The following is a 25,459-nucleotide window of genomic DNA, read 5'->3' as shown; positions in this document are numbered from 1 at the left end:
GCTGAAGCCTCGAGCACCGACAGTCCCGGGCGCCCCGATGACGTCCGGTCACCTCCCACAACGCTCCGTCACCGCTAGGAGTTCCCCGCATGAGCCGCACTCCCGCAGACCCCGAACTCACCCACAAGCTCAGCAGACGCAACATGCTCGGCGTCGCCGCGGGCACCGCCGCCACCGCCCTCCTCGGCGCCACCGCCACCCCGGCCGCCGCGCAGGCACCTGCCGCGGCCCCGGCGGGACGCGGGCACGGCCGCGGCCGCCCCGTGCTCCCTCCCGGTCGCCTCGGCATCCAGCTCTACAGCCTGCGCGACCAGGTCTCCACCCTGGGATTCGCCCCGGTCTTCGCCGAGTTGGAGCGCTACGGCTACGACGAGATCGAGTTCGCCGGCTACACCCAGGGATCAGCAGGCGACATCACCCTCGCCCAGCTGAAAGCACTGGCATCCGACCACGGCCTGCACCCCATCGGCAGCCACGTCGGCTACTACTCCGACACCCCCGGCGACTACACCTTCGCCGACAACCTCACCCAGGTGCTCGACGACGCAGAGGCCCTCGGCCTCAAGCACATCGGCACCGCCTCCGGCCCCTGGCGCTACGGAGACACCGTCGACGGCTGGAAGCGCTGCGCCGAGGAGTTCAACACCTACGGCGCCGAGGCGAAGAAGCGCGGCATGAAGTTCTACCAGCACAACCACGCCGAGGAGTTCTCCTTCGCCACGGACCAGCCCGACGTACGGCTCTACGACGTGCTGCTCGCCGAGACCGACCCCGAACTCGTCTATCTGGAGCTGGACATCTACTGGGCGTTCGCCGCGCAGTTCCGCTTCTCCCAGCGGGTCGACGGCACCCCCGACCCGCTGGACCCGCTGTCCTACGTCCTCAAGGCACCGCACCGCTATCCGCTGTTCCACGTCAAGGACGGCGAGCACGACGAGACGCAGACGGACGGCTACCGGATGTGCGACGTCGGCGACGGCGACATCGACTACCGCACCTTCATGTCGGAGGTCACCCGCCGCACCCCCCAGGGCCGGCGCTACCACCACTGGCAGACCGAGCACGACAACCCGGTCGACTCCCTGGAGTTCGCCCGCAAGTCGAGCGAGCACCTGCACAAGCTGCGCGAGAAGGACTGCTAGCAAAGGCGCCGTCCGCCGTTCACCCGTCACGCACAGGACCGTCCGGGCCACCGCGGCCCGGACGGTCCTGTGCGTGACGCCGATCCCTACATGGCATCCCGGCTGATGGGCTGGGGATTGGGCGTGATGCTGCCCTTGCGCGGCCGTCCCGGGGGATACAGGAAGATCGCCACGAAGCCGGCGAAGAGCGAGATGGAGCCCGCGAGAATGAACGCGCCCGCGTAGTCCCAGGCGCCCACGACCACCGCGCCCATACCGGAGCCGAGGAGCCCGGACACCAGCTTGGAGCTGTACACCAGGCCGTAGTTGGAGGCGTTGTTGTTCTCGCCGAAGTAGTCCGCGGTCATCGCGGCGAACATCGGGAAGATCGCGCCGCCGCCGAAGCCGGAGATACTGGAGAAGATCAGGAACAACGGCAGGTTGTTGATGTTGCCCGACCAGAGAATGCCGTACTGGGCGAGACCGAGGACGATGCAGACGAAGATCAGGCATTCCTTGCGGCCGTAGCGGTCGGAGAGCCAGCCGATCACACCGCGGCCCGTGCCGTTCACGATGGCCTTGAGCGACATCGCGGTGGCCACGATCCCGCCCGCGAAACCGGCCTCGTCACCGAACGGCACCTGGAAGGCGATACCGAAGATATTGACGCCCGACGTGCACAGCAGACAGAACCACATCAGGGCGACACGGCCCGTCCGCCAGGCCTCCATCGGGGTGTACTGCTTCACGGCCGGCGGGTTCTTCGCCATCGCACGCCGTGCCCGCGGGTCGTCGGGCTTCTTCAGCGGGTCGACCTCCGGCGGCCACCAGTTCTTCGGCGGGTCCTGGAAGAAGTAGCCCGCCGTCGCGACCACGGCCGCCAGGAACACACCGACCGAGACCAGCACCCAGCGGAAGTTGGTCAGGTCCATGAAGCCGGTGAAGATGAACACGAACGGCACGGAACCGTAGGCGAAACCGCCGTTCACGAAGCCGGTCTTGCCGCCCTTGCGCTCCGGGTACCACTTGCCGACCATGTTGACGCACGTCGCGTACACCATGCCGGCGCCGATCCCGCTGAACATGCCGAAGCCGAGGTAGGCGACGATCACGTGCGGCGCGAAGGCGAGCGACACATAGCCGAGCAGTGTGCCCACCGCGCCCAGCATCATCGCCCATCGGGCCGGCAGCCGGCCGGTCTCCCTGAGCTTGCCCGCCGGAAACGCGACGGCGGCCTGGAAGAACACCCAGACACCGAGCATCCAGAAGATGTGCTGGCTGCTCCAACTGTGCGCGGTGTGCAGGGTGTCCTCGGCGGAGGCGAACGCGTACTCCGCCGAGGAGATGCCCATCATGCCCACCCAGGGCAGGATGACCATCCACTTGCGCTTGCGGCCCATGATGTCGATGTCGGTCTCACCGACCCGGTACATCCGGCCGTTGGCGTCCGTCACCTCCCTGTAGGGGACGGGTGTGGAGATGTCAGTTGTCGCCATGCAGATCGAACCCCTCGCGTGGAAGAAGTCTGGCCAGCGCCCCCTGTCCGTTCTCTTCGCACCGGGGCCTGCGGCGAGCGGTCACCGCAGGCCCCGTGGGTCGGGCTCCGTCAGGTCATCGGCCGCCTCCCAACAGGCCCCCGGCCCGCGCCCAGCGGTACTTGGCACCGAGCACCGCGACGGGCTTCTCGGTGGTGTACGGGTAGGCCACGACACCTCGTTCGAAGAGGTACGCGCAGGCCTCCTCGACCTCCACGTCGCCGGCGAGCGACGCGACGACCGGCTTCTCGATGCCGCGTTCCCGGAACTCGGCCACGACGCGCGCGGTGAGCTCGGCGAAGACCATGGGAGGGGTGACGATCGTGTGCCAGTAGCCGAGCACCAGGGCATGGATCCGCGGGTCCTCGAGCCCGAGCCGGATCGTCGCCTCGTACGTGGCGGGCGGCTCCCCGCCGGTGATGTCGATCGGATTGCCGGCCGCGCCGAACGGCGGGATGAACGCCTTGAAGGAGGCGTCCAGATCGGGCGGGATCTCCATCAGGGACAGACCGTTGTCGGTCACCGCGTCCGAGAGCAGGACGCCGGAACCGCCCGCGCCGGTGATGATCACCACGTTGTCGCCCTCGGGCGCGGGAAGCACCGGCAACGCGCGCGCGTACTCCAGCATGTCGTTCAGGCCCGGAGCCCGGATGACGCCTGCCTGGCGCAGGATGTCGTCGTAGACCGCGTCGTCCCCGGCGAGTGCCCCGGTATGCGAACCCGCGGCCTTGGCGCCGGCAGCGGTGCGACCCGCCTTGAGGACGATGACGGGCTTCTTGGGCACCGTCTCCCGGGCGGCGGCGACGAAGGCGCGACCGTCCTTCAGGTCCTCCAGATGCATGGCGATGCACTGGGTGTTCGGATCCTCGCCGAACCAGGTGAGCAGGTCGTCCTCGTCCAGGTCCGACTTGTTGCCGAGCCCGACGATCGCGGAGACACCGGTGTTCGTCGCCCGCGCGAAGCCGAGGATGGCCATCCCGATGCCACCGGACTGCGAGGTCAGGGCGACAGGACCCTTCACGTCGTACGGCGTGCAGAACGTGGCGCACAGGTCCTGCCAGGTCGAGTAGTAGCCGTAGATGTTCGGCCCCAGAACCCGCACACCGTGCCGTTCCGCGATCTCCACGACCTCGTCCTGGAGTGCCTGCTCGCCCGTCTCGGCGAAACCGGAGGGGATCAGTACGGCGTTGGGGATGCCCTTGCGTCCCACCTCTTCGAGCGCGGACGCGACGAACTTGGCGGGTATCGCGAAGACCGCCACATCCACCTCACCCGGGACGTCCGTGACACTCTTGTACGCCTTGCGGCCCAAGATGTCATCGGCCTTGGGGTTCACGGGATGGATGTCGCCGGAGAAGCCGCCGTCGACCAGGTTGCGCATGACCGAATTGCCTATCTTTCCCGCCTCGTTGGAGGCGCCGATCACCGCCACGGAGCGCGGCTGCATCAGCCGGCGCATCGACGCGAGGATCTCCTCGCGGCTGTAGGTGCGCCGCTGCCGGACCGGTTCGGTGGACAGGATCACGCGGATGTCCGCGGCGACCGCGCCCTCCGGGGTGGCCATCACCGGATTGAGGTCGATCTCGGCGATCTCCGGGAAGTCGGTCACCAACTCCGATACGCGGCGGATCTGTTCGGCCAGAGCCCAGTGGTCCACCGCCGGCGCGCCACGCACGCCGCGCAGGATCTCCGCCGAACGGATCGACTCCAGCATCGAGCGCGCCTCGTCGGCGTCCACCGGCGCGAGGCGGAACGTCACGTCCCGCAGCACCTCCACGAGGACACCGCCGAGCCCGAAGGCGACGACCTTGCCGAACGTCGGGTCGGTCACCGCTCCGACGATCACCTCCTGCCCCTCGGGCAGCAGCTCCTGGACCTGTACGCCGTCGATCCGCGCATCGGGCGCGTAGGCACGGGCGTTGTCGATGATGCGGTGGAACGCGGCGCGTACGTCCGTCGCGCCCTGCACGCCGACGACGACGCCGCCGGCGTCGGTCTTGTGCAGGATGTCCGGCGAGACGATCTTGAGCACCACGGGTCCGCCGAACCGTGCGGCGTGTGACACGGCCTGGTCGACGTCCCGGGCGAGTTCCTCACCGGGTACGGCGATCCCGTAGGCGTCGGCGAGCACCTTGCCCTCCGGCGCGGTGAGCGCGGTACGTCCGTCCGCGTGTACGGCGTCCAGCAGGGTGCGCACGCGCAGTGTGCGGTCCTCGGCCATCACGTCAGATCACTCCGTTCGACTTGAGCAGACCGAGTTCCTCGTCGCCGAGCCCGAGTTCACCGACGTAGACCTCCGCGTTGTGCTCGCCGAGCAGGGGCGAGGTGGACACGTCCACGGGGGAGTCGGAGAGCTTGAGGGGGGAGCCCACGGTGGTGAACGAGCCGCGCTGCGGGTGCGGGACGCGTACCACCATCTCGTTCGCGGCGAGGGAGGCGTCCTCGACGATCTCCTTGGTGGAGAGGATCGGGCCGCAGGGGATGTTGTGGGCGTTGAGCTGCTCGAGGACCTCCCACTTCGGCTGGGTCGACGACCACTCCTCGATCAGCTGGAACATCTTGCTCAGCTTCGGGAGGCGGGCCGCAGGAGTGGACCACTCCGGGTCGTCCGCGAGCTCGGGCCGGCCGATCAGTGCGGTGAGCGGCTGCCAGCCGACCGGCTGCACGATCACGTACACGTAGTCGTTCGGGCCGCCCGGGGCGCACTTGACCGCCCAGCCCGGCTGGCCACCTCCGGACGCGTTTCCGGAGCGGGGAACTTCGGTGCCGAAGTCGTCGTTCGGGTATTCGGCGAGCGGGCCGTGGGCCAGGCGCTGCTGATCGCGCAACTTCACCCGGCAGAGGTTGAGCACGGCATGCTGCATGGCCACATTGACCCGCTGACCGCGTCCGGTGCTCTCCCGCTGGTACAGCGCCGCGAGAATCCCCGCCACGGCATGGATGCCGGTGCCCGAATCCCCGATCTGTGCACCGGTGGCCAGCGGTGGCCCGTCCTCGAATCCGGTGGTCGACATGGACCCGCCCATGGCCTGGGCCACCACCTCGTACGCCTTGAAGTTGGTGTACGGGCCGTCCCCGAACCCCTTGATGGAGGCATAGACGATCCGTGGATTGATCTCCTGGATGCGCTCCCAGGTGAAGCCCATACGGTCCACCGCGCCGGGGCCGAAGTTCTCGACCATGACGTCCGAGCGCCGGATCAGCTCGGTGAGGATCTCCTTGCCGCGTTCGGACTTGGTGTTGAGGGTGATGCTCCGCTTGTTGCAGTTGAGCATCGTGAAGTAGAGCGAGTCGACGTCCGGCAGATCACGGAGCTGCGTCCGCGTGATGTCACCGGTCGGCGCCTCGAGCTTCACCACGTCCGCACCGAGCCAGGCGAGCAGCTGGGTGGCCGAGGGGCCGGACTGGACGTGGGTCATGTCGAGGACGCGTACGCCCTCGAGTGCCTTGGTCCGGGAGGTCTGGGCAGCCTGTGCAGTCATCCCGTCGACTCCTCACTTGTACATGGTCTGGTTCATGGTTCCGGGGGCGTACGCGTCCGGGTCGACCCAGACATTGATCAGGGAGGGCTTGCCGGACTCGCGGGCGCGGCGCAGCGCGGGGGCGATGTCGGCGGGGTCGCGGACCTCCTCGCCGTAACCGCCCAGCATCTGGGCGAACTTGTCGTAGTGGACGTCGCCGAGCGTGTTGCCGACGCGTTCGCGCGCGTCCCCGTACTTGGCCTTCTGGCCGTAACGGATCTGGTTCATGGAGGAGTTGTTGCCGACGATGCCGACGAAGGGGAGGTCGTAGCGGACGAGGGTCTCGAAGTCCCAGCCGGTGAGGGAGAAGGCGCCGTCGCCGAAGAGGGCCACGACCTCCTTGTCCGGGCGTGCCTGTTTGGCGGCGAGGACGAACGGGACTCCGACGCCGAGCGTCCCGAGCGGACCCGGGTCCATCCAGTGCCCGGGCGATTTGGGCTGCACCACCTGCCCGGAGAAGGTGACGATGTCGCCGCCGTCGCCGATGTAGATGGAGTCCTCGGTGAGGAAGTCGTTGATCTCGCTGACCAGGCGGTACGGGTGGATGGGGGAGGCGTCCGAGCGGAGGTTCGGCAGCCGCTTCTCCAGGGCCGTCTGCTCGGCCGCACGCAGCTCGTCGAGCCACTCCTTGCGCTTCGCGGCGCCGCCGTTGAGCCGGCCGGAGACGGCCTCCGACACGGACTTCAGGACGAGTCCCGCGTCGCCGACGATGCCCAGGTCGATGTCCCGGTTCTTGCCGACGGTGCGGTAGTCGAGGTCGATCTGCACGACGGTGGCGTCCGGCGAGAGCCGCTTGCCGTAGCCCATGCGGAAGTCGAAGGGGGTGCCGACGATCACGATGACGTCGGCGTTCGAGAAGGCGTAGCGGCGGGAGAGCTGGAAATGGTGCGGGTCTCCCGGCGGCAGGGTGCCGCGCCCGGCGCCGTTCATGTAGGCGGGAATGTTCATCCGGCGCACCAGGTCCACGGCGGACTCGGTGCCGCGGGTCGTCCAGACCTGGCTGCCGAGCAGGATGGCCGGCTTCTCCGCGTGCACCAGGAGGTCGGCGAGCTGCTCGATGGATTCCGGGTCGCCGGCCGAGCGTGTGGAGGCCCGGTAGTGGCCCGCTTCGGGAACCCGGGCGCGGTCGACGGGCACCTTGGCGTCGAGCACGTCGCGCGGGATCTCCAGGAACGAGGGCCCCGGTGCGCCGTGAAAGCACTCGCGGAAGGCCATGGACACCATGTCGGCCGACCGCGCGGTGTCCGGCACGGTGGCGGCGAACTTGGTGATCGGCGTCATCATGTCGACGTGCGGGAGGTCTTGCAGCGAACCCATCTTGTGCTGGGTGTGGGCGCCTTGACCACCGATCAGGAGCATCGGTGACTCGGCGCGGAAGGCATTGGCCACACCGGTGACGGCGTCGGTGGTGCCTGGTCCGGCGGTGACGACGGCGCAGCCCGGTTTGCCGGTGAGGCGGGCGTAACCGTCCGCGGCGTGCGCGGCGACCTGCTCGTGCCGTACGTCGACGACTTCGATCCCCTCGTCGACGCATCCGTCGTAGATGTCGATGATGTGCCCGCCGCACAGGGTGTAGATGACCTCCACCCCCTCGGCCTTGAGTGCCTTGGCGACCAGGTGCCCACCGGAGATGAGTTCGGTGTCGGTCCCGCTGGTGTCCTCGGGCATGGCGAAGTCCCGTCCCTTCATAGGGGAGTTGGAGCGCGTCCGCGCTTGGTCCGGGCGCTCCCTGACTGCTCTCGCGGCAGATTGCATACAGTCGACGAATACTGTATGAAGCTTGTTATCCCGCATCCGGTGGGTGGTGTCCAGGGGGCGTGCGGCACTTTTCAGTGAGGAGCCGAGATGGACCTGTATGAACACCAGGCAAGGGAACTCTTCGAGGAATACGGGGTGTCGGTCCCGGAGGCCGAGGTCGCCGTCGCCTCCAAGGAGGCGCGCCTGATCGCCGAACGCTTCGGTGGCCCGGTCGTGGTCAAGGCGCAGGTGAAGACCGGCGGACGCGGCAAGGCGGGCGGCGTGAAAATGGCCGCGGGCCCCGAGGCCGCCGAACTGACAGCGCGCCAGATACTCGGCATGGACATCAAGGGCCACACCGTCCACCAGGTGATGCTGGCCCGACCGGTGGACATCGCCGAGGAGTTCTACGTCAGCTACGTGCTCGACCGGGCCGCCGGCGGATTCCTCGCCATCGCGTCCGCGGCGGGCGGTATGGACATCGAGGAGGTCGCCGCCGAGCAGCCCGAGGCCGTGGCGCGCATCCCCGTCGACCCCGACCGCGGCGTCACCGCCGCCGAGGCGGCACGCATCGCCGACGCGGCCGGACTCCCCGCCGAGGTCGGGCCGGTACTGGAGCGACTGTGGTCGGTGCTGGTCGAGGAGGACGCCGTACTCGTCGAGGTCAATCCGCTGGTGCGCACCACTGACGGAGCGATCGTCGCCCTCGACGGCAAGGTCACGCTCGACGACAACGCCCGCTTCCGGCAAGCCCGTTGGGGTGCCGACGACTCCGTGCGCGACAACGACCTCGAACGGACCGCGGCCGCCAAGGGCCTCAACTACGTGAAACTGGACGGCGAGGTCGGAGTGATCGGGAACGGCGCCGGCCTCGTCATGTCCACCCTCGACGTCGTCGCCGGCTGCGGCGCCCGGCCGGCCGACTTCCTGGACATCGGTGGCGGCGCCTCCGCCCAGGTGATGGCCGACGGCCTATCCGTCATCCTGTCCGACCCCGCGGTCGAGTCCGTCTTCGTCAACGTCTTCGGCGGCATCACCGCCTGCGACGCCGTGGCGGAAGGCATCGTCCAGGCACTCGACGAAGTACGCCTCACCAAGCCGCTCGTCGTCCGCCTCGACGGCAACAACGCCTCACGCGGACGCGAGATCCTCGAATCCGCCGCACACCCGCTCGTCGAACAGGTCCCCACCATGGACGGCGCCGCTCTGCGGGCTGCCGAACTCAGCCGTTGACCGGCAGGCCCCGGGCCGCCAGGAGAGGACAGTGCAGATGGCCATCTTTCTGACCAAGGAGAGCAGGGTTCTCGTCCAGGGCATGACCGGCGCGGAGGGCATGAAGCACACCCGCCGGATGCTCGCCGCGGGCACCGAGGTGGTGGGCGGAGTCAACCCGCGCAAGGCGGGCCGCAGTATCGACTTCGACCTGTCGGGCCTACGCGGCGCGGCCGGCGCGGAAGGCGCGACCGTCCCGGTGTTCGGTACGGTCCGCGAAGGCATCGACGCCACCGGTGCCGACGTCAGCGTCGTCTTCGTACCGCCCGCGTTCTGCAAGTCCGCGGTGATCGAGGCGGCCGACGCCGGGATCGGCCTGGTCGTCGTCATCACCGAGGGCGTGCCCGTGCACGACGCGGTCGCCTTCCAGGCCCACGCGCGAAGCCGCGGCACCCGCGTCATCGGCCCCAACTGCCCGGGCCTGATCACTCCGGGGCAGTCCGACGCGGGCATCGTGCCCGCCGACATCACCGGACCAGGACCTATCGGCCTGGTCTCCAAGTCCGGCACGCTCACCTACCAACTCATGTACGAACTCAGTGAGTTCGGCTTCACCAGCGCCGTCGGCATCGGCGGGGACCCGGTGATCGGCACCAGTCACATCGACTGCCTCCAGGCCTTCGAGGACGACCCCGACACCGAACTCGTCGTCCTCATCGGCGAGATCGGCGGCGACGCGGAAGAACGCGCCGCGCACTACATCCGCGACCACGTCACCAAACCCGTCGTCGGCTACATCGCCGGCTTCACCGCCCCCGAGGGCAAGACCATGGGTCACGCCGGAGCGATCGTCTCCGGCTCCTCGGGCACCGCACGGGCCAAACAGCAGGCACTCGAAGCCGTGGGCGTACGCGTCGGCTCCACGCCCACCGAAACGGCCCGCCTGGTCCGCGAGCACCTCACCCGCTGATCCACGAACCGGCACCACGGCGCTCCCTGACCGGCCGTCCCACGGCGGCCGGCCGGTCAGGGGCCATACGTACCAGCCCGACGGCCCCCGCCCCTGCGCGCACCCTGAGCGGAGACACCTCCATGGCAACCACGCTCGGCACCCCGGACCACACCCCCGACCGCCACCCCGACACCCCCGCCGCCCCACCCGAACCCCTCCGCCTCAAGCCCGGAACCGCCTGGTCCGACGCCTGGCAGCGCTGCCGGGCGGTCGCCCCCGAGGCCTTCCTCGACGACCGCGTGCGCAACCTCTGGGCAGGCGAGTGGCGCACCGACGGCCGCGCCCTGCCCGGCACCAGCCCGGTGGACGGCTCCCCGATCGCCGGTCCGCCCCGCCTGGACGCGGCCACCGCACACCAGGCCGTACGCGCCGCGCTCGACCAGCACCGCGCCTGGCGCCACCTGCCGCCGGCCGAGCGCCGCGCGCGCGTGTCCGCCACCCTCGACCGCCTCACCGAACACCGCGAACTGCTCGCCCTCCTCCTCGTCTGGGAGATCGGCAAACCATGGCGGCTCGCACAGGCCGACGTCGACCGCGCCATCGACGGAGTGCGCTGGTACGTCGACGGCATCGAGCCGATGCTCGACGGCCGGTGCCCGCTCGACGGCCCGGTGTCCAACGTCGCCAGCTGGAACTACCCGATGTCCGTCCTCGTCCACGCCCTGCTCGTCCAGGCCCTGGCGGGCAACGCGGTCGTCGCCAAGACCCCCACCGACGGCGGCCTGTCCTGTCTCACGCTCGCCTGCGCCCTCGCCGCCCGCGAAGGCATCCCCGTCACCCTCGTCAGCGGCAGCGGCGGCGAACTCTCCGAGGCCCTCGTCCGCGCACCGGAGATCGGCTGCGTCTCCTTCGTCGGCGGCCGCGACACCGGCGCCGCCGTGGCCACCGCGGTGGCCGACCTCGGCAAGCGCCACATCCTCGAACAGGAGGGCCTGAACACCTGGGGCATCTGGAACTGCTCCGACCTCACGCCGCTCGCCGCCGTACTCCCCAAGCTCTTCGACTACGGCAAGCAGCGCTGCACCGCGTACCCGCGCTTCGTCGTGCAGCGAGAACTGTTCGACGCGTTCCTTGCCGTGTACCTGCCCGCCGTGCAGGGCCTGCGCATCGGCCACCCGCTGGCCGTCGCCGCCCCGGACGATCCGCTGCCCGCACTCGACCTCGGCCCCCTGATCAACGCGGCCAAGGCCAAGGAACTCGCCGACCAGGTATCGGAGGCCGTGGACCGGGGCGCGGTGCCGCTGCACCGCGGATCCCTGGCGGACGGCCGCTTCCTGCCGGGCCAGGACACCCGTGCCTACCTGCCTCCGGTCACGCTCCTCAACCCTCCGCCGTCCTCCCCGCTGCACCATGCCGAGCCCTTCGGCCCCGTCGACACGATCGTCCTGGTCGACACCGAGGCAGAACTGCTCGCGGCCATGAACGCTTCGAACGGTGCGCTGGTCGCGACGCTCAGTACGGACGACCCCGAGACCTACACCCGGCTCGCCCCGCAGATCCGGGCGTTCAAGACGGGCCACGGCGTCCCGCGCTCACGGGGGGACCGAGAAGAACAGTTCGGCGGCTTCGGGGCCTCCTGGCGCGGAGCCTTCGTCGGCGGTGACCTCCTGGTACGGGCGGTCACCCAGGGCCCTCCGGACGAACGCCCGCCCGGGAACTTCCCGGACCACCACCTGATGCCGTAGCCGCGGCCCGTGCGGTCGCCCCGGACCCGGTCCAGGGCGACCGCACGGGCCGCGGCGTCACCCGTACGTGTCCGCCCGACCACTGGCGGCGATCACTCGCCACCGCCGTCCGCCCTGTCCCCGCACCGTGCCGCTGCCCAGCGTTTATACGGGTGAAGGGCACTGCGAAACCTTGGTATTGTTGTCCATGTCGCCGCGGGGAAACCCGTCGGCCGACAGGCACCTGGTCCGGGTGGCGGAATGGCAGACGCGCTAGCTTGAGGTGCTAGTGCCCTTTATCGGGCGTGGGGGTTCAAGTCCCCCCTCGGACACCAGCAAGACCCCACTCCACGTGGGGTCTTCTGCATTTCTGGACCGGGAACGACTGACCGGGCCTGTCGCCCGCGTCGCCGTGTCCAAGGGGGGGGCAACGCTGAACGGGACGCCCTGCATCGGCCGGCAGCGAGCTGATGCGATGGTGCGTGCGCGGATCAGTCCGGCCTCGCCCGCTTCCCGCCCAGCTGGGGGGGGGAGAACCCCGTTGTCGTCACCCGCGTCCGGGACTTCCGCCCGTACCCGCTCTCCCCGGATCTCGCAGGGGAAGCGCCGCCCCGGTCGTCCGACGAACGAGCTGTTGCCCGCGGGGAGAGCCCAAGTCCCCCTCGGACAACGGAAGAAGGCCCCAGCTGTGGAGCTGGGGCCTTCATGGTTTCCAGAACCCGCGAGCCGGCTCGCGGGCGCCGTCAGTCCTCGGTCCACCCGTGATTCTTGGCGAACTGGAGCAGGCCCTGACGGATCTTGACGATCTCGTCGCCGGTGAGTGCCGGAGCCGTCGCCAGGAGAACCTCGGTCACCTCGTGGACGTACTCGTCGGAGGTGAGTACGTCGCAGAGTGAGTCGTCGCCGTCCACGGCGCGTGAGGAGCCGGGGAACGACAGGGCGCCCGGGATCTTCGGCTGCGCGGCGGAGACGTGCGCCGACGGGCGGCTGCCACCGGCGGCCAGTTTCACGGACGACGCCTTGAGTCCGCGGTCGCCCTCCTCGACATCGAATTCGACGATCAGGCCCGGATGCAGCTGGTGCTCCGGGATCAGCAGATCGTTCACGTGCAGGAATACGTCCTCGCTGCCATCGTCAGGGGCGATGAACCCGTACCCCCGGGCTCCATCGAACCGCACCACACGACCAGCAACCATGACACCAACCCCTCATCCAATCCGGCCCCATCCCCGGGCCGACACCGAGCCGAAGCTTACGCCGGAACGGGCGGGCCCGTGACAAGGGGCAGGAGCCGGCGCGTGCGGCGGCCCGTCGGCGAACCCCGGGCGGTGGAGAGGGCGGAGGCGGCCGGAAGGTCGCCGCTCGGCGGGGACGCCGTCAGTCGGTCTCCCCGACCGACAGCGGCGGGCCGTCGCATTCCCTGGTTCGGTCAGCCGGTCTCAGCGGAACGCCGCGACATTGCGGGCCGCCCAGTCGGCGAAGGTGTGCGGTGCCCGGCCGAGGACCCGCTCGACGTCGGGACTGACGCGCAGCTCGGCCGGGCTCGGGGAACCGATGATGTCCAGGGTGTCGTCGGCGAGCTCCGCCGGCATGCTCCGGGTCATCCCCGCCTTGGCCTCCTCGCGGGTGAGCTCGTGAAAGCGCACCGGTGAGCCCAGAGCGGCGGCTATGGCGTCCGTCTGCTGTCGAGGAGTGATCACCTCCGGGCCGGTCAACTCGTAGAAGCTGCCGGTGTGACGGTCCTCCAGCAGGCAGGCCGCCGCCACCGCGGCGATGTCCGCCGGGTCGATGATCGGCACCCCGACGTCGCCGAAGGGCGCGGCGACAGTCCGCCTCGTGCGGACGGAGTCGGCCCACCACAGGGCGTTGGAGGCGAAGCCGCCCGGCCGCAGGACGGCCCACTCGAGACCGGACTCCCGCAGCGCGTCCTCGAGCGTGCGCATCGCGATCCGCGTCCGGCCGGAGGGCCTGGTCACCACGCCCAGGGTCGAGAGCAGGACGACCCGGCGGACCCCGGCGGCCGCAGCCTCCTCGATGATGTCGGCAGGGTCGGCTCCGGCGGCGTGCAGGTCGCCGGACAGCAGCAGGAACAGTGCCTTCGCCCCGTCGAGGGCGGGCTTGAGACTGGCCGGCTCGGACAGGTCGGCGACCACGTGGTGGGCGCCGCTGGGTACGGCAGCGGCGTGCCGCGAGACCGCGGTCACCTGCCGGCCCGCCTCGGCCAGTGTCTGTGTCAACGGCCGGCCGATGTTTCCGGTAGCCCCGGTCACCACGATCATGAACAGCTCCTCGTCAGGTGTCTTCTGTGGTCGTGACGCTAGGCACCAGGGCTAACTTTCAGTAAGGGCATACCCGGAGGTAAGCTCCTGGCATGGTGGGAGGCGTGCAGCGCAGAGAGGTCGAGTCCGGGCAGCGGTATGACGTGTTTCACACCGACTGCCCCGCGCGTGACGTGGTCGACCACGTCACCAGCCGGTGGGGCATCTGGGTGCTGATCTCGCTGCGGAGCAACAGCCTGAGGTTCTACGAGCTGCGCGAGAGCATCCGGGGCATCAGCGAGAAGATGCTCGCCCAGACCCTGCGTGCGCTGGTCCAGGACGGCCTGGTGTGGCGTGAGGTCGAGCCGACCACGCCGCCCCAAGTGACGTACGGGCTGACGGAGTTCGGTCAGGAGGTGGGCGAGCCGCTCACGGACCTGTTCGACCGGATCACCCAGCGCCTCTCGCTCCCCGACGGGGGATAGAGCACCGGATCCGCGACCATGGGGTCCGCCGCAGAACCTCGTCGAAAGCGAAGCCACCCGCATGCAACCCCTCAGCGGCCTCACCGTCGTCTCGCTCGAGCAGGCCATCGCCGCCCCCTACGCCACCCGCCAACTCGCCGACCTCGGCGCCCGGGTCATCAAGGTGGAGCGTCCGGGCGGCGGTGACTTCGCCCGCGCCTACGACTCGCGGGTGAACGGCCTCAGCTCCCACTTCGTCTGGGCCAACCGCAGCAAGGAGTCCCTGACCCTCGACATCAAGGACCCGCGCGGCATCGACGTCCTGCTCCAACTGCTCGCCGGCGCCGATGTGTTCGTCCAGAACCTGGCACCCGGCTCCGCGACCCGCGCGGGGCTGGACTTCGAGTCGCTGGCCTCCCTCAACCCCCGGCTGATCGTCTGCGACATCTCCGGCTACGGCAGCGAGGGCCCGTACGCCACCAAGAAGGCGTACGACCTGCTGGTGCAGAGCGAGTCGGGGCTGCTGTCCGTCACCGGGACCGCCGACCAGATGGCGAAGGCCGGCATCCCGGTCTCCGACATCGCGGCCGGCGCCCACGCCCACAGCTCGATCCTCGCCGCACTCCTGCAGCGGGGCCGTACCGGCCGCGGCAGCCGGATCGACGTGTCGATGCTGGAGGCCACGGTCGAGTGGATGGGGTTCCCGATGTACTACGCCTACGACGGGGCCGAGCCGCCGCCGCGGGCCGGAGCCGCGCACGCCACCATCTACCCGTACGGGCCGTTCGTCGCGGGGGACGGAAAGGTGGTCATGATGAGCATCCAGAACGAACGCGAATGGGCGGCGTTCTGCGGCCACTTCCTCGGGCAGCCCGAACTGGCGGCCCATCCGGACTACGCGAGCAACGCTGACCGCAACGCCAACCGTGAGGCGTTGGGCCGGATCGTCGCCGAGCGGTTCGCCGCACTGACGAGCACCGAGGCCATCGATCTGCTCGAAGAAGTACCGGTGGCGAACGCCCGCGTGAACACCGTCGAAGAGGTGTGGCAGCACCCGCAGTTGGCGGCCCGCGGCCGATGGCACGAGGTCGCCTCACCGAGCGGACCGGTCCCGGCCCTGGCCCCGCCCGGCCCGGTCACCGACACCCCACGCATGGACCCGGTCCCGGCTCTCGGCGAGCACACACGGAGGATCCTCGCCGAACTGGGCCTGGGTGAGGCCGACATCGACCGCCTGGTCGAGGACGGAGTGGCGTGAGCCGCCGTTCGTAGCGATGCCGCCGCACCGGCCGAACGCCGTGCGTCATGCGCCCGGACTGAGCCGGCCGTCGAACGCTCCCAGCCGCAGCTGTTCGCGCAGGCGCGCACTGTCCGCGGCGGGTGATTCACCGTAGAGGTGGCGGTAGTCGCGGGAGAAGTGGGGCGCGCTGCGGTAGCCGACCGCGGAGGCGGCCTGCGCTGCCGACTCGCCGAGGACGACCATGCGGTGACGGGCCTCGCCGAGGCGCAGACGCTTCAGGTACTGCATCGGCGTCATGGAGGTCGCCTCCTTGAAGCGTCGGAACAACGTCGGCTGACTGGTACGCACCTCGGCGGCCAGCGCACTCATCGACCACGGTTCGGCCATCCGGCCGGTGAGGAGCTCCACGGCGCGCGGGACGACGGGGTCACCGTCGTCGACCGCGGCAAGGACTCGGGGCGCTTGCTCGGTCTCCAGCAGACGCAGCACGATCTCCCGTGCGATGAGCGGGCCGAGGACGGGAACGTGTTCGGGCTCGTCGAGCAGGGCGAGGAGCCTCGCGAACGCGTCGGCCAGGGCGGGTGACCAGGTGCCGAGCCGGTCCAGCTGCCCGGGCGGCCGTCCGGTGCGCGGCATTGCGGCGGCGACCTCCCCGACCAGAGCGGGGGACAGCTGCCATCTGGCCGCCAGGAAGCCGAGCTGCGGGTCCGTTTCGACGACTCCCGATACGACGGGGAGGTCGACCGGCGTGATGATGAACCGCTCACGGCCCCAGACCCGGTCGTCGTCCCCGACGATCGACCGCTTGCGTCCCGCCAGCACGACGGACAGGGAAGGCGTGTAGTGCTGGTACCCGAGCCCGGTCGGAGCGGTGACGTGACTCAGTCGTAGCCCGAGCGCCCGCGCTGCCGGCCCGTCCTGCGCACGCCGCGCCACGATCTCGGCCGCTCGCTCGATGCTGCGGACAGTCGCTGGGTCCATACGGTCATCCAACCTCATCCACGCCGGAGCGCAGCCGGGGACAGGATCCGGCAAGGGATCGACCGCCTCAGGCAAGGAAGGGGACAGTCCGCGGCGGCAGGATCGAAGCATGCGAAACAACGAAGAAGTCCTTGCCCCATTCACCCCCGACACCGCGCTCGCAGGACGAACCGCTCTGGTCACCGGCTCATCGGGCGGCATCGGCGAGGTCGTCGCCCGGCTTCTCGCCGCTTCGGGCGCCGAGGTCGTCGTCAGCGGCCGGGACGACGTACGAGCCCAGGCAGTGGTGAACGCGATCGTCAAGGACGGCGGGCGGGCTCACGCGCTCACCGCGGACCTCGGAGCCGAACCGGCCGACATCCGTGCGTTTGCGCAACGGGCCGAGGACGCGCTCGGTGGACGGGTCGACATCCTCGTCAACAATGCGGGTGTATACCCCGGCTTCCAGACCGCGACGGTCACCGACGACGAGATGCAGGCGCTCTGGGCGACCAACATCCGCGCCCCGCACGTCCTCGTCGCCGGCCTCGCACCGCGGATGGCCGAGCGCGGATCCGGCGTCATCGTGAACATCGGCTCCTGGATGGCCCGGGTGGGCGTCCCGTACAAGGCCCTTTACCCGGCGACCAAGGCGGCCGTGGAGCAGCTGACCCGGGCGTGGGCGGCGGAGTACGGCCCCCGTGGAGTCCGCGTGAACACCGTCGCACCGGGGGCGACCGCCACCCGTGGCACCTCGACGAGCTCGGAGCAGCTGGTCGAGATGACGAAAGGCACTCCCGCGGGCTCGCCGGTGCGGCCCGTCGACATCGCGTATGCGGTCCGGTTCCTGGCCTCCGACGAGGCGGCGTACATCCATGGGGCGACGCTCGACGTCGACGGCGGGATCGCGGCCACTCGCCTGCGCTGAACCCGGCCTCGGGCCGGTCAGGGCCGGGTGGGCTCCCGCCGGCGCGCAGGTGTCCGGCGGATCATGACTGGGACGTGCGGGACTCACCGGTGGTCCGGCGCTTGTCCGCGCGCAGTGCGATCGCCGTCGCCATGGCGCCCATGCCCTCCCACAGGCCCACACCGATGAACCCCGCGGGCGCCCGGTCGCTGAGGACCGCCAGCGTGAAGACCGTGAGCGTCAGCAGACGGAAGGGGACGGTCCAGCGGAAGAAGGGTGTCCAGTCGGAGGCCGCCGCGAGCAGGTAGTAGACGCCCATGTTGACGGCCGCCATCGAGGAGGCGGTGACGAAGACCAGCGTGTGGTCACCCTCGGTCCGTCCCCCGTCGGACGCCCCGGAGAAACCCATGGCCTCGACGAGGGCATCGGGTGCGACGAGCCCGACGATCCCCATGCCGATGGCCAGCACACCGAAGACCGCCATGGTCCAGCCGGCCGAAGAACGGGGCTTGAGCTGCACGGGCTTCCCCCTCATGGACTCACCCCACCGAATACGAGCGACTGCCTGCGAGCGCCTGCCCGATGATCGGCTGAACCATACGTCAGGCACCAGGAGTTGACCGGCCGGGACAGTGCGTGGAGGTGGACTGCCTGGCGAATGGCGGGTGGGGGAGCCGGTCGGCCGTTGAGCCGGTACGCACGAACGAATCGTGGGGCCCGGTCCCCTGACCGGGCCCCACGGGTCCTACCTCCCCACCCGCCGCTTGTTCCAGATGTCGAAGCCGACCGCGGCCAGGAGGACCAGGCCCTTGATGACCTGTTGGTAGTCCGTGCCGATGCCGACCAGGGACATGCCGTTGTTGAGCACGCCGAGGACCAGGCCGCCGATGACCGCGCCCATCACCGTGCCGACGCCGCCGCTCATCGAGGCGCCGCCGATGAACGCCGCGGCGATCGCCTCGAGTTCGAAGTTCAGGCCGGCCTGTGGCGTGCCCGCGTTCAGGCGCGCCGCGTAGACGCAGCCGGCGAGGGCCGCGAGCACGCCCATGTTCACGAAGACCATGAACGTGACCCGCTTGTCCTTGACGCCGGAGAGCTTGGCCGCCGCCGAGTTGCCGCCGAGGGCGTAGATGTGGCGGCCGACCACCGCGTTGCGCATCACATAGCCGAGGCCGAGCAGCAGGCCGCACATGATGAGCATGACGACCGGCACGCCGTGGAAGCTCGCCAGGGTGAGTGTGAAGGCGACGACGGCGGCGGTGATGGCGACCAGCTTGGTCACCCACAGGCCGGTCGGCAGCACGTCGAGCTCGTACGCCAACTGCCGCTTGCGGTCCCGCCATTCACGGATGAGGAGGAACGCGATGGTGGCGAGGCCGAGGAGCAGGGTGGGGTTGTGGTACTGGGTGTAGGGGCCCATCTCGGGGATGAAGCCCTTGGCGATGTTCTGGAACCCGTTCGGGAACGGGGCGATGGACTGGCCCTCCAGGACGATCTGGGTGAGTCCGCGGAAGAGCAGCATCCCGGCGAGCGTGACGATGAACGACGGGATGCCGACATACGCGATGAAGAAGCCCTGCCAGGCGCCGGCCACCGCTCCGATCAGGAGCGAGAGGACGAGGGCGAGGACCCACGGCATGTCGTGATTGACGATCATCACCGCCGACATGGCACCCACGAAGGCGACCAGTGAGCCGACGGACAGATCGATGTGCCCGGCGATGATGACGATCATCATGCCGATGGCCAGGATGAGGATGTAGCCGTTCTGCTGGATCAGGTTGGAGACGTTGTTCGGCAGCAGGAGGGTGCCGTCGGTCCATATCTGGAACAGGACGACGATCAACGCCAGGGCGATCAGCATGCCGTACTGGCGCATGTTGTTGCGCATGCTCTGCAGCAGTAGCGAAACGGCCGACTGCGCGGCGGACTTGACGGGCGCCTCGTCCCGCGGGGGAGTACTGGTGGTCGTCATGGCAGCCCTCAGCTTCGGTTCATGGTCATGTGGCGCATCAGCACTTCCTGGTCGGCCTCGGCCCGGGTGACCTCACCGGTCAGCCGGCCCTCCGCCATCGTGTAGATCCGGTCGCACATCCCGAGCAGCTCGGGGAGCTCGGACGAGATGAACAGCACCGCCTTGCCCTCGGACGCGAGGCGGTCGATGACGCTGTAGATCTCGAACTTGGCACCCACGTCGATGCCCCGCGTCGGTTCGTCGAGCAGCAGGACGTCCGGGTCGGAGTGGATCCACTTGCTCAGGACGACCTTCTGCTGGTTGCCGCCGGAGAGCCGCCCCACCTGCTCGTACACCGTGGGTGCCTTGATGTTCATGCTTTGCCGGTAGCGCTCGGCGACGCGGCGTTCGTGGTGCTCGTCGACGACGCCGTGACGCAGCATGCCGGGCAGCGACGGCAGTGAGACGTTGCGCTTGATGCTGTCGATCAGGTTGAGGCCGTAGCGCTTGCGGTCCTCGGTGACGTACGCGATGCCCGCTTCCACGGCGGCGGGCACGTTCTTGGTGTCGACGGTGCGGCCGCCGACCGCGACCGAGCCGGAAACGTACTGGCCGTAGGAGCGGCCGAAGACCGACATGGCCAGCTCGGTGCGGCCCGCGCCCATCAGGCCCGCGATGCCGACGATCTCGCCGCGGCGCACTGTCACCGAGACATCGTCGACCACCTTGCGGTGGTGGTCGATCGGGTGGCGGACGGTCCAGCCCTCGACGGCGAGCGCGATCTCGCCGGCGTCCTCGCCCTCGTAGCGCGTACGGTCCGGGAACCGGTGGTCCAGATCGCGGCCGACCATGCCGCGGATGATCCGCTCCTCCGACAACTCCGGTTCCGATGAAGGAGTTTCACGGACCGTCAGGGTCTCGATACTGCGGCCGTCGCGAAGAATGGTCACCGAGTCGGCGATCTCCCTGATCTCGTTCAGCTTGTGGGAGATGATGATGCTCGCGATGCCCTGGTCGCGCAGTTCCCTGATGAGGGCCAGCAGTTTGGCGCTGTCCTCGTCGTTGAGTGCGGCGGTCGGCTCATCGAGGATGAGGAGCTTGACCTCCTTCGCCAACGCCTTGGCGATTTCCACCAGTTGCTGCTTGCCGACAGCGATGTCAACGACCGAGGTGCCGGGCTTCTCCGGCAGTCCGACCCGGCGGAGAAGTTCGCCGGCCTTGCGCAGAGTGTCGTTCCAGTCGATCAGGCCGCGTGCGGTGGTCTGCTCGTTGCCGAGGAAGATGTTCTCCGCGATCGACAAGTACGGGATGAGCGCGAGCTCCTGATGGATGATGACAATGCCGCGCCGCTCGCTGGCCCGGATGTCCTTGAAGGAGACCGGATCTCCCTCGAAGCGGATCTCGCCGTCGTAGCTGCCGTGCGGGTGGACGCCGCTGAGCACCTTCATCAGGGTCGACTTGCCTGCACCGTTCTCACCGCAGACGGCGTGAATCTCACCCGCGCGCACCGTCAGGCTGACGTCGCTGAGGGCCTTCACACCGGGGAACGTCTTGGTGATGCCACGCATCTCGAGCACCGGACGGCCGCTCCCCGGCTGCGTCGGCTGCTCGTCGTCGACGGCGCTCACTTGAGCTGCCCCGCGGTGAAGTACCCCTCTTCCACGAGGAGGTCGGTGTTCTTCTTGTCGACGCTCACCGGCTTGAGCAGGTACGCGGGGACGACCCGCTTGCCGTTGTCGTAGTCCGTGGTGTTGTTGACCTTCGGCTTCTTGTCGGTGAGTATCGCGTCGCCCATCTGCACGGCCTGCGCGGCGAGTTTGCGGGTGTCCTTGAACACCGTCTGGGTCTGTTCACCGCGGGTGATCGACTTCACCGAGGCAAGTTCCGCGTCCTGTCCGGTCACGACCGGCAGGTCCTTGTTGCTGTAGCCGGCGCTCTTCAGCGCGGAGATCACACCGATCGAGATGCCGTCGTACGGAGACAGGACCGCGTCGACCTTCTTGTCGCCGTAGTTCTTGCTGATCAGGTCGTCCATGCGCTTCTGTGCGGTGCCGCCGTCCCAGCGCAGCGTGGTGGCCTGGCTCATCTTCGTCTGCTTGCTGCGGACGACCAGCTGGCCGCTGTCGAAGTACGGGCGCAGCACCTTCATGGCGCCCTTCCAGAAGAACTGGGTGTTGTTGTCGTCGTGGGAGCCGGCGAACAGCTCGATGCTGTAGGAGTCGTCGGAGTCCTCGTCGGGCTTGCCGAGTTTCAGCTTGTCGATGATGTAGTTGCCCTGCAGCTCGCCGACCCGCTCGTTGTCGAACGAGGCGTAGTAGTCGACGTGTTCGTGTCCCAGGATGAGCCGGTCGTAGGAGATCACCGGGATACCGGCGTCCTCGGCCCGCTGCATGACCTCGGTGAGCGCCTTGCCGTCGATGGCGGCCACCACGAGGAGGCTGCGGCCCTTGGCGATCATGTTCTCGATCTGTGCGACCTGGTTCTCGACCTTGTCGTCGCCGTACTGCAGGTCGGTCTTGTAGCCGGCCTTCTGGAACTGGTCGGCCATGTTCTTACCGTCGGCTATCCAGCGCTCCGACGACTTGGTGGGCATGGAGAGGCCTACGGTGCTGCCCTTGCCGTCGTCCGGCTTGTAGCGGCTGCCGCCGCGGGCCTCCTGGCCGCAGGCGGTCACCGAGACGGTGAGCAGCGCGGCCGCGGTGGCCGCGACCGCGAGCCGGCGGGCCCGGGCGGGGCGGGGGACGGTTGAGCGGGTGGACATGAGTCGGTCCTCTTCCGGAAGGGGGATGCGGCGGTGCGGCGGATGCGCCGGGACGGAGGTACGCGGTGCCTCGATGTGGCGGCCGCGGCTGCCGCGCGGCGGCCGAACCCCCTGGAGACGCACGGCGGTTGCCCCTCGGTCGTTCGAGATTTCGTCACACGTTCGAAATGGTGGCGTGACGCTATTCAGCGGGGTGGTGGGGTGTCAATGGTTCCGTACGAACCTGTGTCCGGCAGTGTGGGTTCTTGTGCATTGTCCGGATGTCACGGGTCGGGCGCCGGATGTCACGCATGGGGTTGATCGACTCGTCGTACCTCTGTCGGGTCCCTTCGGCCGGCCGTGGTTCCTGACCGCGCAGCGGCCGAAGGGGTCTCGTCATCGAGCGCCGGAACGGCCTGACGCGGTCATCGGCAGGTGTCCCTGACACAGGGTCAAAATCCGTGTCCGACAAGGGCTGTTGGGGCTCGACCGAGTCACATTACGCTGATGTGCGGAGGAGATCCGATGGGCGGAACCGGGAATGCCGAGCGTATAGGGGACGACCGTCCGAAGGCCCGACCGCCGGGACGCGGGGAGCGCCTGGCCGACTGGGCCGACGGCCGTCTCGGGCTGCACACGGTCGCCAAGGCCAATATGCGCAAGATCTTCCCGGACCACTGGTCGTTCATGTTCGGCGAGATCTGCCTCTACAGCTTCCTGATCCTCATCCTCACCGGCGTCTACCTCACCCTGTTCTTCGAGCCGAGCGCCGCCGAGGTCGTCTACCACGGTTCGTACGAGCCGCTGCAGGGCGTGCAGATGACCCGCGCCTTCGAGTCGACGGTCGACATCAGCACCGAGGTGCGCGGCGGGCTGCTGATCCGTCAGATCCACCACTGGGCGGCCCTGGTCTTCGTCGCCGCGATGCTGGTGCACATGATGCGGGTGTTCTTCACCGGCGCCTTCCGCAAGCCGCGTGAACTGAACTGGGTGTTCGGCTGGACCCTGCTCTTCCTCGGCCTGATCACCGGACTCACCGGCTACTCGCTGCCCGACGACCTGCTGTCCGGCACCGGAATCCGCTTCGCCCAGGGTGCGATCCTGTCCATCCCGGTCGTCGGCAGCTACCTGTCGTTCTTCCTCTTCGGCGGCGAGTTCCCGGGAACCGACATCATCCCGCGGCTCTTCGCCGTCCACGTACTGCTGCTGCCCGGGATCATGCTGGGCCTGATCGTGGTCCATCTGATCCTGGTCTTCTATCACAAGCACACACAGTTCGCGGGTCCCGGAAGGACCGAGCGGAACGTGGTCGGTGCGCCGTTCCTGCCGGTGTACGTCGCCAAGGCCGGCGGCTTCTTCTTCCTGGTGTTCGGGGTGCTCGCGATCATGGGCGCGGTGGCGACCATCAACCCGGTCTGGGCGATCGGGCCCTATCGGGCCGATCTGGTGGGGACCGGTGCGCAACCCGACTGGTATCTCGGCTTCTCCGAGGGACTGATCCGGGTGATGCCGAGCTGGGAGATCAACGCCTTCGGACACACGCTCCAACTGGGCGTGTTCATCCCGTTCTCGCTGTTCCCGCTCATCCTGGCGGCCATCGGCGTCTACCCGTTCATAGAAGCCTGGATCACCGGCGACCGGCGCGAGCACCACATCGCCGACCGCCCGCGCAACGCGCCCGTCCGCACCGGCCTCGGAGTCGCCTGGCTCAGCCTGTACGCGGTGCTCCTGATCGGAGGCGGCAACGACCTGTGGGCCACCCACTTCCACCTGTCGATCAACGCCATCACCTGGTTCGTACGCATCGCCTTCTTCGTCGCGCCCGTACTCGCCTTCTTCGTCACCCACCGGATCTGTCTCGGCCTGCAGCGCCGTGACCGCGAAAAGGCCTTGCACGGGCTGGAGTCGGGCCGCATCAAGCGTCTCCCGCACGGCGAGTACGTCGAGGTGCACATCCCCCTGACCCCGGCGCAGGCCCACAAGCTCACGGCGCACGAACAGCCGGTGGCCCTCGATCTCGGCCCGCGGGAGGACGTGAACGGGGTGCGGCGCACCTTCCCCCGGTCGCAGCGGCTCCGCGCCCGCCTGTCGCGTGCGTTGTACGGACCCGGCCGGCAGATCCCCAAGGCGACCGCGGAGGAACACCGGGAGCTGCACAGCGGAGGGCAGGGCGGAGAACGCGGAGAACACTGAACGACAGCTCGCCGCGAGGGAGTTGGATCTCGGGTGGGTGTCCGGTGTCGATGGTTTGGAGCTTGAGTGGGAGTCAGGCGTCGACGGTCTCGTGCAGGCGTAGCCATCGGTTGAAGGCGCCGGCGACCCGGGGCGTGACGGTGCGCGGCAGCAGGCGTGCGGGCCAGGTCAGAGCCCGGTTCAGGGACCTTCCCGGATAGGACACCGCGCGGCGCCGGCCGTAGTCGTCCAGGGTGCGCGCCGCGACGGTGGCCGGAGCGTCGGCCGCGCGGGCGTTGATCGTGGCGGTGGTGCCGTCGAAGAAGCCGGTCGCGATGGCGCCCGGATGCGCGGCCATGACGTGGACGCCGGTGCCGCGCAGTTCCTCGGCCAGCGCCTCGGTGAAGGCGAGGACGAACGCCTTGGTCGCGCCGTAGCTGGCCTGGTACGGCATGGGCTGGAAGGCGGCCGTTGACGAGACGTTGATGATTCCGCCCGAGCCGCGGGCGACCTGGTCCGCCCCGATCGCATGGGTCAGCGCGAGCAGGCCGCTGATGTTGAGCCCGACGGAGCGCAGCTGCGGCTCGATGGGGCGGCTGAGGAACGGCCCCGCGCTTCCCGAGCCGGCGTTGTTGAGCAGGAGGTCGACGGTCAGGCCTCGGTCGCGCAGCTCCTGAAGGATCCGGTCCGGGCCGTCCGGGGTGGCCAGATCGCCGGTGATCACCTCGGGGGTCGGTCCGCCGTGCCGTTCCTGGATCTCTGCGGCGAGTTCCTTCAGTTCCCCGTCCGAGCGGGCCAGCAGGATCAGGCGCGCTCCCCGGCTCGCCAGGTCGAGGGCGTACGCCCGGCCCAGTCCCTTGGATGCGCCCGTGACCAGCGCTGTCACACCGCGGTAGCCGTCTGTCACCGGATCCTCCATTGTTTCGAATCTCGAAGTACTGACGCCGCCGACGCTAGCACTA

At 69.1% G+C, this 25,459-nt stretch carries 20 protein-coding genes and 1 tRNA gene; 9 read left to right on the top strand and 12 right to left on the bottom strand.

Going from position 1 to position 25,459, the window contains the following annotated elements; genetic code table 11:
- Positions 1-89 precede the first annotated feature (89 nt).
- A complete protein-coding gene (locus DSC45_RS26255) occupies positions 90-1,142 on the top strand; it encodes a sugar phosphate isomerase/epimerase family protein (protein ID WP_119294417.1) in 1,053 nt (350 codons plus the stop codon).
- An 86-nt stretch (positions 1,143-1,228) separates the two neighbouring features.
- On the opposite strand, the gene DSC45_RS26250 is transcribed toward DSC45_RS26255, so the two are convergent.
- From DSC45_RS26250 to DSC45_RS26235, 4 genes are all read right to left on the bottom strand, one after another.
- Complete coding sequence (locus DSC45_RS26250) at positions 1,229-2,617, bottom strand: OFA family MFS transporter (RefSeq protein WP_119294416.1); 1,389 nt, start codon at positions 2,615-2,617, stop codon at positions 1,229-1,231.
- A gap of 115 nt (positions 2,618-2,732) precedes the next feature.
- A complete protein-coding gene (locus tag DSC45_RS26245; RefSeq protein WP_119294512.1) occupies positions 2,733-4,877 on the bottom strand; it encodes an acetate--CoA ligase family protein in 2,145 nt (714 codons plus the stop codon).
- Between the two features lie 4 nt (positions 4,878-4,881).
- Positions 4,882-6,138, bottom strand: a complete 1,257-nt coding sequence (frc, locus tag DSC45_RS26240) for a formyl-CoA transferase (RefSeq protein ID WP_119294415.1) — start codon at positions 6,136-6,138, stop codon at positions 4,882-4,884.
- Between the two features lie 12 nt (positions 6,139-6,150).
- Positions 6,151-7,845 (bottom strand): thiamine pyrophosphate-binding protein, encoded by a 1,695-nt coding sequence (locus tag DSC45_RS26235; RefSeq protein ID WP_119294511.1) that lies wholly within the window; start codon positions 7,843-7,845, stop codon positions 6,151-6,153.
- Positions 7,846-8,022: 177 nt separating this feature from the next.
- Between DSC45_RS26235 and sucC the strand changes: the two genes are divergently transcribed.
- From sucC to DSC45_RS26215, 4 genes are all read left to right on the top strand, one after another.
- On the top strand, positions 8,023-9,147 hold the full coding sequence (gene sucC, locus DSC45_RS26230; RefSeq protein ID WP_119294414.1) for an ADP-forming succinate--CoA ligase subunit beta: 1,125 nt from the start codon (positions 8,023-8,025) through the stop codon (positions 9,145-9,147).
- A 37-nt stretch (positions 9,148-9,184) separates the two neighbouring features.
- Complete coding sequence (gene sucD, locus DSC45_RS26225) at positions 9,185-10,096, top strand: succinate--CoA ligase subunit alpha (protein WP_119294510.1); 912 nt, start codon at positions 9,185-9,187, stop codon at positions 10,094-10,096.
- 122 nt (positions 10,097-10,218) lie between these two features.
- Complete coding sequence (locus DSC45_RS26220; protein ID WP_119294413.1) at positions 10,219-11,823, top strand: aldehyde dehydrogenase family protein; 1,605 nt, start codon at positions 10,219-10,221, stop codon at positions 11,821-11,823.
- A 226-nt stretch (positions 11,824-12,049) separates the two neighbouring features.
- Positions 12,050-12,137, top strand: a tRNA-Leu gene (locus DSC45_RS26215).
- 408 nt (positions 12,138-12,545) lie between these two features.
- Here the strand turns inward: DSC45_RS26215 and DSC45_RS26210 are convergent.
- Entirely contained in the window at positions 12,546-12,998 is a 453-nt protein-coding gene (locus tag DSC45_RS26210; protein ID WP_119294412.1) for a cold-shock protein, read from the bottom strand.
- 243 nt (positions 12,999-13,241) lie between these two features.
- Positions 13,242-14,081 (bottom strand): SDR family oxidoreductase, encoded by an 840-nt coding sequence (locus tag DSC45_RS26205; protein ID WP_119294411.1) that lies wholly within the window; start codon positions 14,079-14,081, stop codon positions 13,242-13,244.
- A 92-nt stretch (positions 14,082-14,173) separates the two neighbouring features.
- Between DSC45_RS26205 and DSC45_RS26200 the strand changes: the two genes are divergently transcribed.
- On the top strand, positions 14,174-14,545 hold the full coding sequence (locus DSC45_RS26200) for a winged helix-turn-helix transcriptional regulator (RefSeq protein WP_119294410.1): 372 nt from the start codon (positions 14,174-14,176) through the stop codon (positions 14,543-14,545).
- A 61-nt stretch (positions 14,546-14,606) separates the two neighbouring features.
- Positions 14,607-15,782 (top strand): CaiB/BaiF CoA transferase family protein, encoded by a 1,176-nt coding sequence (locus tag DSC45_RS26195; RefSeq protein WP_119294409.1) that lies wholly within the window; start codon positions 14,607-14,609, stop codon positions 15,780-15,782.
- Between the two features lie 45 nt (positions 15,783-15,827).
- Here the strand turns inward: DSC45_RS26195 and DSC45_RS26190 are convergent, their stop codons facing one another.
- Positions 15,828-16,745 carry an AraC family transcriptional regulator gene (locus DSC45_RS26190; protein ID WP_119294408.1) on the bottom strand — a complete coding sequence of 306 codons (918 nt, stop codon included), beginning with the start codon at positions 16,743-16,745 and terminating at the stop codon, positions 15,828-15,830.
- 109 nt (positions 16,746-16,854) lie between these two features.
- Here DSC45_RS26190 and DSC45_RS26185 point away from each other — a divergent pair, with 109 nt between their 5' ends.
- Complete coding sequence (locus DSC45_RS26185; protein WP_119294407.1) at positions 16,855-17,652, top strand: SDR family NAD(P)-dependent oxidoreductase; 798 nt, start codon at positions 16,855-16,857, stop codon at positions 17,650-17,652.
- A gap of 61 nt (positions 17,653-17,713) precedes the next feature.
- Here the strand turns inward: DSC45_RS26185 and DSC45_RS26180 are convergent, their stop codons facing one another.
- The 4 genes from DSC45_RS26180 to chvE form a co-directional block, all read right to left on the bottom strand.
- Positions 17,714-18,166: a hypothetical protein gene (locus DSC45_RS26180; RefSeq protein WP_240434861.1), complete on the bottom strand. Its 453-nt coding sequence runs from the start codon at positions 18,164-18,166 to the stop codon at positions 17,714-17,716.
- A gap of 210 nt (positions 18,167-18,376) precedes the next feature.
- Positions 18,377-19,606, bottom strand: a complete 1,230-nt coding sequence (gene mmsB, locus DSC45_RS26175) for a multiple monosaccharide ABC transporter permease (protein ID WP_205571434.1) — start codon at positions 19,604-19,606, stop codon at positions 18,377-18,379.
- An 8-nt stretch (positions 19,607-19,614) separates the two neighbouring features.
- Positions 19,615-21,153 (bottom strand): multiple monosaccharide ABC transporter ATP-binding protein, encoded by a 1,539-nt coding sequence (gene mmsA, locus DSC45_RS26170; protein ID WP_119294508.1) that lies wholly within the window; start codon positions 21,151-21,153, stop codon positions 19,615-19,617.
- Positions 21,154-21,209: 56 nt separating this feature from the next.
- Positions 21,210-22,346, bottom strand: coding sequence for a multiple monosaccharide ABC transporter substrate-binding protein (gene chvE, locus DSC45_RS26165; protein ID WP_119294405.1), 1,137 nt, complete (start codon positions 22,344-22,346; stop codon positions 21,210-21,212).
- A gap of 504 nt (positions 22,347-22,850) precedes the next feature.
- Between chvE and DSC45_RS26160 the strand changes: the two genes are divergently transcribed.
- Positions 22,851-24,518, top strand: coding sequence for a cytochrome bc1 complex cytochrome b subunit (locus DSC45_RS26160; protein WP_119294404.1), 1,668 nt, complete (start codon positions 22,851-22,853; stop codon positions 24,516-24,518).
- A gap of 73 nt (positions 24,519-24,591) precedes the next feature.
- Here the strand turns inward: DSC45_RS26160 and DSC45_RS26155 are convergent, their stop codons facing one another.
- On the bottom strand, positions 24,592-25,404 hold the full coding sequence (locus DSC45_RS26155) for an SDR family NAD(P)-dependent oxidoreductase (protein WP_240434860.1): 813 nt from the start codon (positions 25,402-25,404) through the stop codon (positions 24,592-24,594).
- Between the last annotated feature and the right edge of the window lie 55 nt (positions 25,405-25,459).

Source organism: Streptomyces sp. YIM 130001 (assembly GCF_003574445.1).
Lineage (GTDB): Bacteria > Actinomycetota > Actinomycetes > Streptomycetales > Streptomycetaceae > Streptomyces.
This window is presented reverse-complemented; position numbering and strand designations above follow the sequence as displayed.